This window comes from Stenotrophomonas maltophilia, assembly GCF_047497515.2.
Taxonomy (GTDB): Bacteria; Pseudomonadota; Gammaproteobacteria; order Xanthomonadales; family Xanthomonadaceae; genus Stenotrophomonas.
The window spans coordinates 555,358-569,183 of sequence record NZ_JAXAXL020000002.1 but is presented as its reverse complement, the minus strand read 5'-3'; the positions used below and the strand labels follow the sequence as shown (position 1 = coordinate 569,183).

The window sequence follows — 13,826 nt, the reverse complement described above, 5'->3', positions numbered from 1 at the left end:
ATCGGTTTCCCTATTTGGAAGAACTAAACGTGCCGTCCAACCCTGCGCGCTGAGGCCAGCCTCGTGGCCAACTGCTGGCTGCGCGCACGGCATACCCAGAGAAGTGATTTGGATCGGTGAGCAGTAGCGCCGGGCAAGATGCAAGTCACAACCTCGCCTGATGCCCTCATCCCGCAACAGACCTCACTCCTCACCCAAGTCCCCCCTGCCCAACCGAAGTCCCCAGTGGAGCACCGGGTGGCAAGCCTCGGCCAGCGCCCGCGGCGCGAACTCCGTCTCATAAGCGTGGGCATGTTCTTGCCGGTCGGACAGCTCGTGGCCCGTGTACTCCTCCCGGAGCTCACGGTGGACGCCCTTCGCTTTGAGCGCGCCGATCACGGTGTCACGGAAGCTGTGGTGCCCCACCCTGCCGCCGCCGCGCGCCTTGATGCCCAGCTTGACCAGGTAGCGAGAGAAGGCGTGCTGAGCTCTGCCGGCAGGCCCATTCTTGGCGTCAAACGTCAGCTCCGGAAAGAGCTTGGTCTCGCCAGCCGCCTTCAGCCTACGCACCCGCTCCCACAAGCCCAACGCGATGAGGTCGGGATGCACCGGCGTCTTTCGGTCACTGGCGTCGGTCTTGAGGCTCTTGTGTTCGCCCAACCAGGTGAAGTGGAAGATCGGGACGCCCTCCTCCTCCCGGCAGTCCTCAAGCTCCAAGCGGGCCACTTCGTTGGAACGCGCACCCGTGTAGAGAAGGATGAGCGGGATCCACTTAGCCGCATCTCCCTTCAGTTGCCGGAAGTTCTCGGGGTCAAAGACACGCTGCACCTGGTCTGGAGAGAATGCCTGCGAGCCGTGCGTTTTGGCCCGCTGCTTCTTGACCTGCTTTGACACCCGAGCGTGACCCTCCGCAGGGTTATCCCCGACGGGATAGAGGCCCGAGGTTTGAGCCCAGTCCAGGAAGGTCACGCAAACCGAGAAGCGGTTGGCGATGTAGGTGATCACCCGCCCCAAGGACTGCTCATGCAAGAACCAATCGGCGAAGTCCAAGCGCGTCAGCTCCTGCAACAGCACCGGTCGGCCATTCTTGCGCTGTCCTGCCAAGAAGAGCTCCAGGTCAACCAGCGCTTTCCGCTTCTGAACGATGGTCTTGCCAACGTTCTTACCTTGTATGCCCAACAGATATTTCTCGCGCGCATCCGCAAGGGTGATACCCACCGGCACGGGTGGCCGCTCATTGTCCACCGGTCGAGAGGGAAGAGGCGCCGAGGGCGGCACAACGCCTTCGACGGCGGCGGCCAAAGGGTCGAGCGCCAAGAGATCGCGAACGGTCTCCTGAAACAACACACGATCACGATCGTCGTTGATCTCGACACGACCCAGCTCCACACCACCCGGCAGCTTGACCCCTTGAAGGGTCAACTCGCGGATAGGCTTTCCCTTGAGCATCTTCAAGAGCTCATCCAGCTCCGGTCCCATACCGTCATTCCTGAGGGCAGCGAAGATCTGAGCATAGCCTGCCTGCATCACCAGCGCACAAGCGGTGGCGACACGCGCACAGGTCGTCGCGGTGGCGCGTTTGATGACTTTGCAGCCCAGCAGGGATTGAAGATCGCTCGGCACCTTCAGCCGAACGTAGAAGCGGCCAGTCGTGCCGCGGACCAAGTAGTGCGCTACTCGCATGACAGAGTGTCCAAGCGAGTGTCCAAGGCCGAAAAAAGAAAAACGCCCGCAAATCACTGATCTGCGGGCGTTTCCTATCAACTGGCGGAGTGAGAGGGATTCGAACCCTCGATAGAGCTTTTGACCCTATACTCCCTTAGCAGGGGAGCCCCTTCAGCCGCTCGGGCATCACTCCGGGGTTTTCTCCGCGTCTGGTGCGTTGCACCTCAGCGGGGCGTGAATCATAACGTTAATCGAGTGCGAAGGTAAAGCGTTATTCGGCAGAATTTTCGCTACCGGTGCCACCGGCTTCGTCACCGCGCTGGATGCGCTGATAGATCTCTTCGCGATGCACAGCGACGTCCTTCGGCGCGGTGATGCCGATACGCACCTGGTTGCCCTTGACGCCAAGCACGGTGACGCTCACCGAGTCACCGATCATCAGGGTTTCGCCGACGCGGCGAGTCAGGATCAACATTTTTGTAAGTCTCCATGGAACCGTGTGGAAGGGTATCCCCCACCGGCTTGACGCTCCGTCAAGAAGCGCTACCACGACAAAGGGAAAAGATTTCGCAATGGTACCGTCAGCCGTCCCGCTCCTACAAGGAGGGGGACGGCGGGGATCATCACAGGCGGGGGCTGACCCATTCGACAACTGCAGCCAGCGCAGTGGCAAGGGCGGGCCCGTCCTCACCACCACCCTGGGCGAGGTCCGGGCGTCCGCCGCCCTTGCCCCCGATCTGACCGGCGATATGGGACAACAGTTCCCCGGCCTTGACCTTGCCCGTTGCGCTGCCGTTCACGCCTGCGACCAGGGCGGCTTTGCCGTCCTGGGCACCGGCCAGCACGATCACCGCGTCGCCCAGCTGCTGCTTCAGGCGATCCATGGCGTCGCGCAGGGCCTTGGCGTCGAAGCCCTCCAGGCGGGCAGCCAGCACCTTCACCCCGGCGACCTCGACAGCCTGGCCGGACAGATCGGCGGTGGCGCCGGCGGCAACCTTGGCCTTCACGGCCTCCAGTTCGCGCTCCAGCTGCTTCTGGCGCAGGCCGAGGGCGCGGATCTTCTCGACCACGTCGCCGGCGCTGCCACCGAGCAGCTCGGCGGCCTCGGCCAGGCGGGCCTCTTCGGCATCCACGTAGTCCAGGGCACCCTGGCCGGTCACCGCCTCGATGCGGCGCACGCCCGCGGAGACACCGCCTTCGGAGGTGATCTTGAACAGACCGATGTCGCCGGTGCGGTTGACGTGGGTGCCACCGCACAGCTCGGTGGAGTAGTCACCCATCTTCAGCACGCGGACGTGCTCACCGTACTTCTCGCCAAACAGGGCCATCGCACCGAAGTCCAGCGCTTCCTGCATGGCCATGGTGTGCACTTCGGCGGCGTTGTTGGCGCGCACCTGCTGATTGACCTTGCGCTCGATCACCGCCAGTTCTTCCGCGCTGATCGGCTGGAAGTGCGAGAAGTCGAAGCGCAGGCGATCCGGGGCGACCAGCGAGCCCTTCTGCTGCACGTGGGTACCCAGCACTTCGCGCAGCGCGGCGTGCAGCAGGTGGGTGGCCGAGTGGTTGAGGATGGTGGCGCCACGGCGCTCGCCATCGACCTGGCCGGACAGCACATCGCCGACCTTCAGGCCGCCTTCGGACAGGGTGCCGACGTGGCCATGGAACTGGCCGGCGAACTTCTGGGTGTCCTCCACCGCCAGGCGCACGCCGTTGCCGGTCAGCACGCCCGTGTCGCCGACCTGGCCGCCGGATTCGGCGTAGAACGGGGTCTGGTTGGTGATGACGATGACCGAATCACCCGCATCGGCCGACTGCACTGGACGACCGTCCTTGAGCAGGGCCAGCACGGTCAGGCCATCGGCCTGCAGGCGGTCGTAGCCGAGGAAGCGGGTCGGGCTGAGGGTGGCCACCAGCTCGGCCGGCAAGGTCACGCCGCCGCCGAACTTGCCGGCCGCACGCGCAGTTTCGCGCTGCTGCTCCATCGCCGCGTCGAAGCCGGCGATGTCGACGGTCAGGTCACGCTCGCGGGCGATGTCCTGGGTCAGGTCGAGCGGGAAGCCATAGGTGTCGTACAGGCGGAAGGCATCGACGCCCGGGATCACGCCCTTGCTGGCCTTGCCCGCGACGTCCTCGAAGATCTTCATGCCGGCATCGAGGGTTTCAGCGAAACGCTCCTCCTCGGCCTGCAGCGCGCGGGTGACCGTGTCCACTGCCGCCGGCAGTTCCGGGTAGGCCTCGCCCATCTGCTCGACCAGGGTCGGCACCAGCTTGCTGAAGAACGGCTGGCGCACACCCAGCATCCAGCCATGACGCAATGCGCGGCGGATGATACGGCGCAGCACGTAGCCACGCCCTTCGTTGGACGGCAGCACGCCGTCGACGATCAGGAACGAGCAGGCACGGATGTGGTCGGCGATCACGCGCAGCGACTTGTTTTCCAGGTCGGCGGTGCCGGTCAGTTCCGAGGCCTTGCGGATCAGCGCCTGGAACAGGTCGATCTCGTAGTTGGTGTGCACGTGCTGCAGGATCGCCGCCAGGCGCTCCAGGCCCATGCCGGTATCCACGCACGGCGCCGGCAGCGGCACCAGGGTGCCGTCGGGCTGGCGGTCGAACTGCATGAACACCAGATTCCAGATTTCGATGAAGCGGTCGCCGTCTTCATCCGGAGAACCCGGGGGGCCACCGGCGATGTGGTCGCCGTGGTCGTAGAAGATCTCGGTGCACGGGCCACAGGGGCCGGTATCGGCCATCTGCCAGAAGTTGTCCGAGGCGAACGGCGCCCCCTTGTTGTCGCCGATGCGCACGATGCGCGCTTCCGGAATGCCGACCATGTCGCGCCACAGCGCGTAGGCTTCGTCATCGGTCTGGTAGACGGTGACCAGCAGGCGTTCGGCCGGCAGCTTCCAGACCTGGGTCAGCAGCTCCCAGGCCCAGGCGATCGCGTCCTTCTTGAAGTAGTCGCCGAACGACCAGTTGCCCAGCATTTCGAAGAACGTGTGGTGGCGCGCGGTGTAACCGACCTGGTCGAGGTCGTTGTGCTTGCCGCCCGCGCGCAGGCAGCGCTGCACGTCGGCCGCACGCACGTAGCTGCGCTTCTCCGCGCCAAGGAACACGTCCTTGAACTGCACCATGCCGGAGTTGGTGAACAGCAGGGTCGGATCGTTGCCCGGCACCAGCGGCGCCGACGGCACGATGGTGTGGCCTTTGCCCTTGAAGAATTCAAGGAAGTCGCTGCGGATCTGGGAAGTCGTGAATTTGGCGGATGCGTTCATTGGGGGCTGGCAGTCTGCGGGCCGGCGGACCCGGACCACCGGCCACGTTGGCCAGGGTCGCAAGGGACCGCCGAAAACCTAAAGGGTATCAGGCCCGGCGCCGCCAGTCTCAGTCATCCGGATCGTAGCGGGTCGCACGGCGGATGCTGTCGCCGTCGAAGCCCCGCCGGGCCAGCAGGTCCGCAGCCTTGCGCCGCTGCGTCAGGTCCTGCGGGCCGGCCTCGCCGAAGCGGCGGCGGACGAGGTCGCGGGCGTTTTCCTGCCAGTCGCCTTCATAGCTGTCCATCGCTGCGGCAATCGCGGCGCTGTCCAGGCCATGGGTACCCAGCTCGGCACGCACGTGGATCGGACCATAGCCGGTGTTGGCGCGCATCCGCACCAGGTTCTCGGCAAAGCGGGTGTCGTCCTGCCAGCCGGCCTCGGTCAGCTTGGCAACAGCGGCCTGTGCCGCGTCATCCTCGATGCCACGGGCAGTCAGCTTGCGGGTCAGTTCCTTGCGCGAGTGTTCACGACGAACCAGCAGGCCCAGCGCCCGTTGCACGGGGGTCTGCTCGCGTGGCCGGCGCTTGCGGCCAGGGGGAGTGTCTTCGGCGTCGGACATCGGTACTCCAGGGGTGGCGCCCTCCATGGCGCCCTGCCCATCCGTGGGCGATTCGAACCTGCGAGGCAGGGCGACGTCACTGACGGCGCCGCCCTGCCCCACAGCAAGCCTTATTCGTCGTCGCCGTCGTCGTCGCCTTCCTCGCGGACGGCTTCAGTCGGCTGGAACTTCTCCCGCAGCTCGGCTTCGAGCTTGGCGGCGACGGTCGGGTTGTCACGCAGGTAACCGCGGGCATTGTCCTTGCCCTGGCCGATGCGCTCCTCACCGTAGCTGTACCAGGCACCGGCCTTCTCGACCAGCTTGGCCTCCACGCCCATGTCGATCAGTTCGCCTTCGCGGCTGATGCCCTCGCCGTACAGGATCTCGGTGATGACCTGCTTGAACGGCGGTGCCAGCTTGTTCTTGACGACCTTGATCTTGGTCTGGTTGCCGATGATCTCGTCGCCCTTCTTGATCGCACCGATACGGCGGATGTCCAGGCGGACCGAGGCGTAGAACTTCAGTGCGTTGCCGCCGGTGGTGGTTTCCGGGCTCTGGCCCGGCATCATCACGCCGATCTTCATGCGCAGCTGGTTGATGAAGATCACCAGCGTATTGGAGCGCTTGATGTTGCCGGTCAGCTTGCGCAGCGCCTGGCTCATCAGGCGGGCCTGCAGGCCCGGCAGCTGGTCGCCCATCTCGCCTTCGATTTCGGCCTTCGGGGTCAGCGCGGCAACCGAGTCGATCACCAGGATGTCGACCGAGCCCGAACGGACCAGCATGTCGGCGATTTCCAGCGCCTGCTCGCCGGTATCCGGCTGCGACAGCAGCAGGTCATCCACATTCACGCCCAGCTTGCCGGCGTAGATCGGGTCCAGTGCATGCTCGGCGTCGATGAAGGCCGCAGTGCCGCCCAGCTTCTGGCATTCAGCGATGGCCTGCAGGGTCAGGGTGGTCTTGCCCGAGGATTCCGGCCCGTAGATCTCAACGACACGGCCCTTCGGCAGGCCGCCGATGCCCAGTGCGATGTCGAGCATCAGCGAGCCGGTCGGGATGGCTTCAACGGGCTCGACCACGCGGTCGCCCATGCGCATCACCGAGCCCTTGCCGAACTGCTTCTCGATCTGGCCCAGAGCTGCAGCGAGGGCGCGCTTCTTGTTCTCGTCCATCGGTTGGGTCCTTGCAGAGGTGATGTCGTTGGAGGTGCTGTCTTTGGGGGTCTTCTTTGCCATGGGCTCACTTTAAGTCGGACGTATCGCACAGGCTGAGATTCTGCCCGGCGCTCTGAAAAGAATTATCGGACATCCGTACCAACCTCAGTGGAACCAGAGAATCGCCACAAAAGACCGCGGGGAAATGCACTGTGGAACGGGTCAACGGTTGGGTCGCAGCAGGCCGCAATAGAGGCCTTCGATGGCGAAGTCCTGATCCGGCAGCACCTCGATCGGCTTGTAATCGGGATTGCGCGGCAGCAGACGGATGCGGTCCTTGGCGATTTTCAGCAGCTTGACGGTGATTTCTTCATCGATACGGGCCACCACGATCTGCCCCGAATGGGCATCCCGGGTGCGGTGCACACCGATCAGGTCACCGTCGAAGATGCCCTCGTCGATCATTGAATCGCCCTGCACCTTCAGCAGGTAATCCGGCGCTGGCGAGAAGAACACCCGGTCCAGCACCACGAAATCATCCGAGCCGATATCGGCACCGATCGGCAGGCCGGCCGCGACCCGGCCCAGCACCGGCAGCCGCAGCACGCTGTCAGGCAGCGCCGGCTCGGCCAGCTTTTCCACCGGCGGTGCCTGCACCAGGCGGATGCCGCGGGCCTGGCCCGGAATGCGACGGATCGCGCCGGCCTGCTCCAGGGCTTCCAGGTGGTACTGGGCCGCGCGCACGCCCTTGAAGCCGAACGCACGTGCGATTTCAGTCTGCGACGGCGGTGCGCCTTCGCTCTCGATACGCTCGGCGATCAACTGCAGGATCGCCTGCTGGGTGTCGGTCAGGTCCATGGTTAGTAGTATTACTACTAACATCCGGATCTGCAAGTGCCGGGTGCGACACGGCAGCATCTGTAGCGCTGGGCCATGTTCGGCGATCGGGGATACGCGCGGCTGGCAAAGACGAAAGCGAAAGCAGCCGACCAGCGGTCGGCTACAGGAATCGCGCAGCGATTCCGCGGTTCCCGGCGGGAACCGCTGCGGTAAACACACTCACGTGTGTTTACCGCTTCTCCATATCGAGAACAGGATCCAGACGCCGCAGAAGCCGGCGCCGATGAAGCCGCACACGCCCAGCGCCAACAGCCAGCGGCTGGAGACGCCGCCGACGCTGTGCATCACGATCGACGAACCGATGATCAGGGCGGCGGTCACGATACCCATCACCAGCCGGTTCGCCGCGCGGTTCACCTGTTCGCCGAAGCCCTGCAGCGCCGTGGTTTCAACTTTCAGCTGGAGGCGACCACGGCGCGCGGCCTGCACCAGCTTGCGCAGGTCGCGCGGCAGTTCGCCGGCGAAATCGACCAGCCCCAGCAAGCTGCGCCGGCCGCGCTTGAGCAGCGCCTTGGGCGCATAGCGCTGCAGCACCACCCGCTCCAGGAACGGGCGCGCGGCGCTGGCCATGTCGAAATCCGGGTCCAGCTGCCGGCCCATGCCTTCCAGGGTGAGGAACGCCTTGATCATCAGCGCCAGGTCGGCCGGCAGGGTCAGGCTGTAGCTGCGCAGCAGCTGGGTGATGTCGCCCAGCATCAGCCCGATGCGCAGGTCCTTCAACGGCACACCGCGGTACTGGTCAACGAACTGGCTGATGTCGTGCTGCAGCCGGTTCTCGTCCACTTCCACGCCACCGGCCCAGTCCAGCAGCACGTCGGCCACCCCCTGCGGGTCCTGCTCGACCAGCCCGTGCAGCAGCTGTGCAACCTGGAACCGACGCACCTCGGACAGCGCGCCGACCATGCCGAAATCGATCACGCCAATGCGCCCGTCGCGCAGGTAGATGATGTTGCCGGGGTGCGGGTCGGCGTGGAAGCTGCCGTCCTCCAGCACCATCTTCAACACGATGTCAGCGCCGCGCCGGGCCAGTTCGCGGCGATCCAGCCCCGCTGCATCGACGCCGGCTAGATCGCGCCCGGGGATGCCGTCAACGAAGTCCTGCACGTTCAGGCTCTCGCAGGTCCACTGCCAGTGCACGCTGGGAATCAGGATGTCGTCGCGGCCCTTGAAATTGCGTGCGATGCGCTCGGCGTTGCGGCATTCGGCGGCGAAATCCAGCTCGCGGCGCAGTGACACGGTGAACTGCTGCACCACCTCGGCCGGACGATAGCGGCGCAGGTCCGGCAGGCGCGCTTCGACGATCTCGGCCAGCCGCGCCAGCAAGCGCAGGTCGGCCTCGACCACATCGCGGATACCGGGGCGCCGCACCTTCAGCACTACCTCGCGACCATCATGCAGGCGTGCGCGATGGGCCTGCGCCAGCGAGGCGGCGGCCATCGGGGTTTCATCAAGGAAGGCGAATACCTCCGCTGGCGACGCGCCAAGGTCGGCTTCAAGCTGCTCGCGGATGTCCGCGTATGGCAGCGCCGGCACTGCGTTCTGCAGTTCGGACAGTTCGGCGATCCATTCCGGCGGCAGCAGGTCGACGCGGGTCGCCAGTACCTGGCCGAGCTTGACGAAGGTCGGCCCGAGATCCTGCATCGCGCTGCGTACACGCACCGGTGCGGTCATCCGCAACAGTTCCTGGCGATCTTCGTTCCAGTGCAGCAGGCGCCCTGCCCGTTCCAGCGTGGTGGCCAGGCCGATGCGCCGCACCACGTCACCGAAGCCGTAGCGGATCAGGACGACGGCGATTTCCTGCAGTCGGCCCAGGTCACGGACCGTGCCCAGCGTTTCCCACATCATGCGTGCTCCGGACGATTACCGGAGCAGCATGTCACAGCTGGGCGTCGATGCCGCGCAATGCCGCCGCCACGGTTTGCCGGCGGATGGCTTCGCGGTCGCCGTCGAACTGGAAGAGTTCGGCACGGGCGTAGCCGCCGCGGCGCTTCCAACCGATCCAGACACTGCCGACCGGCTTGTCCGGGCTGCCACCGCCTGGGCCGGCGATCCCGGTCACGGCTACGGCAATCCCGGCACCGGAATTGACCAGTGCGCCGGACACCATCTCCAGCACGGTTTCGCGGCTGACCGCACCGAACTGCTCCAGGGTCTGCGCGCGCACGCCCAGCAGGCGCTGCTTGGCTTCGTAGCTGTAGACCACCATCCCGCAGTCGAAGAACGCCGAGGACCCGGCGATGTCGGTCATGCATTTGGCGATCCAGCCGCCGCTGCAGCTTTCAGCGGTCACCAGCTGCAGCGAGGCCTGCTGCAGGCGCTGCCCCAGCGCGGCGGACTGGGCATTGAGATCGGCGTCGGTGGGAATGGACATCGGCATGACGGTGGGGTGAAGAACCTGCACGTTGTACCGCAGATGACAGGTTGATGTCGCGGGCCCGCGGCACGGTTGCGCTGCCGGCCAGCGGCCGGCACCACCTGGCCTTGGTCGCTAGCTCACCACTCCGGCAGCTTTTCCGGCAGCAGGGCGCGGATCGGCGCGCCGTCGGCACTGGCGGCCAGCTTTTCGGCTTCGGCGATCGGCAGATCCACCTGCAGCAACCAGCCCTCTTCATCGGCCTGCTCGCTGCGGATCACTTCCAGCTGGTGCAGGCGCGCGCGCAGGCGGCCGGCATCGGGCGGCAGGCGCAGTTCACCGGTCACGTGCTGCAGGCCCAGGCGCTTGCCCAGCACCGCCTGCAACAGTTCCAGGCCCTGCCCGTCGCGTGCGGAAATCCACACCCGTTCACGACGCGATTCGTCCGGGATGCCGTCCTGGCCGTCATGGCGGACGTCGGCACCGTCGATGCGATCGATCTTGTTGAACACCAGCAACTGCGGCAGATCGCCGGCACCCACCGCCGTCAGCACTTCGTCGACCTGGGCGATGCGCTCCTCGCGATGCGGATCGGCGGCATCCACTACGTGCAGCAGGAAATCAGCCTCGCGTGCTTCGGACAGGGTCGAGCGGAACGCGGCGACCAGATCATGCGGCAGGTCGCGGACGAAACCGACGGTGTCGGCCAGCACCACGTTGCCGCCGGGGACCGCAATGCGGCGCACGGTCGGGTCCAGCGTGGCAAACAGCTGGTCGGCGGCGTAGGCCTCGGCACCGGTCATGGCATTGAACAGGGTCGACTTGCCGGCGTTGGTGTAGCCCACCAGGGCCACGCGCGGCAGTTCGCTGCGCACGCGCGCACGGCGCATCTGGGTGCGCTGCACTTCGACCTTTTCCAGGCGCTTCTGCAGCTGTTCGACCCGCTTCTGCAACAGGCGGCGGTCGGTTTCCAGCTGGGTTTCACCCGGGCCACGCAGGCCGATCGAGCCGCCGCGCTGGCGCTCAAGGTGGGTCCAGCCGCGCACCAGCCGCGTGGCCAGGTGGCGCAGCTGCGCCAGCTCGACCTGCAGCTTGCCTTCGTGGCTGTGCGCACGCTGGGCAAAGATGTCCAGGATCAGGCCGGTACGGTCGATCACCCGGCGCTCCAGGAACCGTTCCAGGTTGCGCTCCTGGCCGGGGCTCAACGCATGGTTGACCAGGATCAGGTCGGCGCCGCTGGCATCGGCCGCCGCCTTGATCTCGTCCAGCTTGCCGCTGCCGATCAAGGTCGACGGGTTGGGACGGTCAAGGCGCGCGGTGATCGTCGCGGCGATGCTGGCCCCAGCCGAGCGGGCCAGATCACCGAACTCTTCCAGCACATCGTCTTCCAGCTTGCCGAAATGCGGCTGGATCAACAGGGCGTGTTCGCCCTTTTTCGAGCGGTCAAACATTCACCGCTCCGGTATTACTCGTCTGCTTCATCACCTGCCTGACCACCTTCACCCGATTGCACGTAACCACCGCCCGGACCGACCTTCACGTTGCGTGCCGGGACGACCGTGGAAATGGCGTGCTTGTAGACCATCTGGCTGACCGTGTTGCGCAGCAGGACCACGAACTGGTCAAACGACTCGATCGTGCCCTGCAGCTTGATGCCGTTCACCAGGTACACCGAAACCGGCACGCGTTCGCGCCGCAGTGCATTCAAGAAAGGATCCTGCAGCGATTGCCCCTTGGACATTGCACACTCCTGATTATTGTTCTTATTGGGTTGCCGACGGTTGCCACGACCCCGAGCCGACCGCCGACCGATGATGTTACACGGGTGACGGGGCTTCAGCGTGCGACGAAGGTCGACACCGCGCCAGCCAGGCGCTCCCCATCGATATGGGGGTCGAACCAGCGTGCATCAAGCTCGCCGCGCAACCAGGTCAGCTGGCGCTTGGCCAGCTGCCGGGTGGCGAAGATCGCCTTGTCACGGAAGCGGGCGGCGTCACCCTCCCCGTCCAGGTACTCCCACGCCTGGCGGTAGCCGACCGCACGCACCGCGGGCAGGTCCAATGGCGCCTTCACCGCGGCCATTTCCGGCATCGCCCGCAACGCCCGCACCTCGTCGAGGAAGCCCTGTGCCAGCATGAGATCGAAGCGGGCCTCGATGCGCTGGTGCAGCACGGCGCGGTCGCGCGGGGCCAGGATCAGCTTGAGGGTACGTACCGGCAGCGGCGCCACGCCCGGCCGGCGCTGCCATTCACTGATCGGGGTGCCGGTGAGGCGGTAGACCTCCAGCGCCCGCTGGATGCGCTGCGGGTCGGTGGCATGGATGCGCGCAGCGGCGGCCCGATCGACCAGGGCCAGTTCCGCATGCAGGGCTGCCCATCCCCGCTCGGCGGCTTCGGCAGCCAGCGCAGCGCGCAGTGCCGGGTCCGCCTCTGGCATCGGCGACAGGCCCTGCAGCAGCGCCCGGAAGTACAGCCCCGTGCCGCCGGCCAGGATCGGCGTTTTGCCACGCGCGACAATGTCGGCTACGACGCGGCCGGCATCGGCGGCAAACTCGGCCGCTGAATAGGTCTGCCAGGGTTCGCGCAGGTCCAGCAGGTGGTGCGGTGCCCGTGCGCGTTCGGCGGCATCGGGCTTGGCCGAACCGATATCCAGATGGCGGTAGACCAGCGCCGAATCGACACTGACGATCTCGCCATCCAGCTGCCGGGCCAGCGCAATCGCGGTAGCGGTCTTGCCACTGGCCGTCGGCCCCATCACGGCGATCGCCAGTGGCCGCCGGTCGATGCCCATCAGTCTTCGTCCGGCCAGCGGATCGACGGCGCGGCGTCGGTACGCGGCGTCGGCACGGCTTCCACGGCCTGCCAGATCTTCAGTGCATCGACAGTGGCCGCCACGTCGTGCACGCGCACGATGCGCGCGCCGCGCTGGACCGCGATCAGGTGCGCAGCCACCGAAGCGGCCACCCGTTCCGACGGCATATCGCGGCCGGTCAGTTCACCGAGACTGCGCTTGCGCGACAGGCCCGCCAGCATCGGCACGCCCAGCTCCAGAAAGCGCTCCGAGCGCGCCAGCAGGGTCATGTTATGCGCGGTGGTCTTGCCAAAACCGAAGCCGAGATCGACCAGCAGGTGCTTCTTGGCGATGCCGGCCATTTCCGCCGCGAACAGGCGCTGCACGAGGAACCCGTGCACCTCGGCGACCACGTCGTCATAGTGCGGATCGGCCTGCATATGGCCCGGCTCGCCCTGCATATGCATCAGTACCACCGGCACGCCCGCCTCGGCAGCAGCATCGAGTGCGCCGTCCTGGCGCAGGCCGAAGATGTCGTTGATCATGCCGGCACCGGCGGACACCGCCGCGCGCATCACCTCCGGCTTGAAGGTGTCGATGCTGATCGGCACCGTGGTGCAGGCGGACAGCTGCTCGATTACCGGAATCACGCGCCGCAGCTCTTCCTCGACCGACACCGGTGCAGCGCCCGGACGGGTGGATTCGCCGCCGATATCGAGCAGGTCGGCGCCTTCCTCGACCAGCTTCAGGCCATGCGCAACCGCGGCCTCGGTGCTGTCGTGCGCACCGCCATCGGAGAACGAGTCCGGGGTGACGTTGACGATGCCCATGACCCGGGCACGGTCCAGGCGCAGGATGCGGCCGGCGCAATCGAGCTGGGGCGAGGTATCGAACATGGGCAATCCTGCAGGGACAACGGCGGGTAGTTTAGTTCGGCAGGGCGGCGCCCTGCACCCGTGGTAGTGCCGGCCGCTGGCCGGCAACCTCAACAGCAACAGCAACTGCGGCATTCCGTGGGATGGCGGGGTGGGTCCGGTTGCGGGAGACGCCGTGAACCCGTCCTTGGGGGCTTGGCCGCGGCATCCATGCCGCGGACACTCCCGCAACCGGACCCACCCCGCCATCCCACGGAATGC

General features: G+C 66.2%; 12 protein-coding genes and 1 tRNA gene. All 13 read right to left on the bottom strand.

Annotated elements, in window-relative coordinates; translation table 11 throughout:
* Positions 1-183: 183 nt before the first annotated feature.
* The 13 genes from ACMZPQ_RS06525 to folP all read right to left on the bottom strand — a co-directional run bounded on the left by ACMZPQ_RS06525 (position 184) and on the right by folP (position 13,586).
* Complete coding sequence (locus ACMZPQ_RS06525) at positions 184-1,662, bottom strand: site-specific integrase (protein ID WP_024956659.1); 1,479 nt, start codon at positions 1,660-1,662, stop codon at positions 184-186.
* 82 nt (positions 1,663-1,744) lie between these two features.
* Positions 1,745-1,837 (bottom strand) — tRNA-Ser (locus ACMZPQ_RS06520).
* 78 nt (positions 1,838-1,915) lie between these two features.
* Positions 1,916-2,119, bottom strand: coding sequence for a carbon storage regulator CsrA (csrA, locus tag ACMZPQ_RS06515; RefSeq protein WP_004152909.1), 204 nt, complete (start codon positions 2,117-2,119; stop codon positions 1,916-1,918).
* A gap of 148 nt (positions 2,120-2,267) precedes the next feature.
* Positions 2,268-4,916, bottom strand: coding sequence for an alanine--tRNA ligase (gene alaS, locus ACMZPQ_RS06510; RefSeq protein ID WP_197580276.1), 2,649 nt, complete (start codon positions 4,914-4,916; stop codon positions 2,268-2,270).
* A gap of 109 nt (positions 4,917-5,025) precedes the next feature.
* Positions 5,026-5,517 (bottom strand): recombination regulator RecX, encoded by a 492-nt coding sequence (gene recX / locus ACMZPQ_RS06505; protein WP_197580277.1) that lies wholly within the window; start codon positions 5,515-5,517, stop codon positions 5,026-5,028.
* 110 nt (positions 5,518-5,627) lie between these two features.
* Positions 5,628-6,665 (bottom strand): recombinase RecA, encoded by a 1,038-nt coding sequence (recA, locus tag ACMZPQ_RS06500; protein ID WP_040008061.1) that lies wholly within the window; start codon positions 6,663-6,665, stop codon positions 5,628-5,630.
* Between the two features lie 204 nt (positions 6,666-6,869).
* Entirely contained in the window at positions 6,870-7,505 is a 636-nt protein-coding gene (gene lexA / locus ACMZPQ_RS06495) for a transcriptional repressor LexA (protein ID WP_197580278.1), read from the bottom strand.
* A 201-nt stretch (positions 7,506-7,706) separates the two neighbouring features.
* Positions 7,707-9,389, bottom strand: a complete 1,683-nt coding sequence (gene ubiB / locus ACMZPQ_RS06490; protein WP_197580282.1) for a 2-polyprenylphenol 6-hydroxylase — start codon at positions 9,387-9,389, stop codon at positions 7,707-7,709.
* A gap of 34 nt (positions 9,390-9,423) precedes the next feature.
* On the bottom strand, positions 9,424-9,918 hold the full coding sequence (locus ACMZPQ_RS06485) for a CinA family protein (RefSeq protein WP_005409020.1): 495 nt from the start codon (positions 9,916-9,918) through the stop codon (positions 9,424-9,426).
* 122 nt (positions 9,919-10,040) lie between these two features.
* Positions 10,041-11,351: a ribosome rescue GTPase HflX gene (gene hflX / locus ACMZPQ_RS06480; protein WP_049434772.1), complete on the bottom strand. Its 1,311-nt coding sequence runs from the start codon at positions 11,349-11,351 to the stop codon at positions 10,041-10,043.
* 14 nt (positions 11,352-11,365) lie between these two features.
* A complete protein-coding gene (hfq, locus tag ACMZPQ_RS06475) occupies positions 11,366-11,641 on the bottom strand; it encodes an RNA chaperone Hfq (protein ID WP_004152891.1) in 276 nt (91 codons plus the stop codon).
* Positions 11,642-11,736: 95 nt separating this feature from the next.
* Entirely contained in the window at positions 11,737-12,690 is a 954-nt protein-coding gene (gene miaA / locus ACMZPQ_RS06470) for a tRNA (adenosine(37)-N6)-dimethylallyltransferase MiaA (protein ID WP_197580279.1), read from the bottom strand.
* Positions 12,690-13,586 carry a dihydropteroate synthase gene (gene folP / locus ACMZPQ_RS06465; RefSeq protein WP_197580280.1) on the bottom strand — a complete coding sequence of 299 codons (897 nt, stop codon included), beginning with the start codon at positions 13,584-13,586 and terminating at the stop codon, positions 12,690-12,692. The genes miaA and folP overlap by 1 nt, the downstream gene beginning before the upstream one ends.
* Positions 13,587-13,826 lie beyond the last annotated feature (240 nt).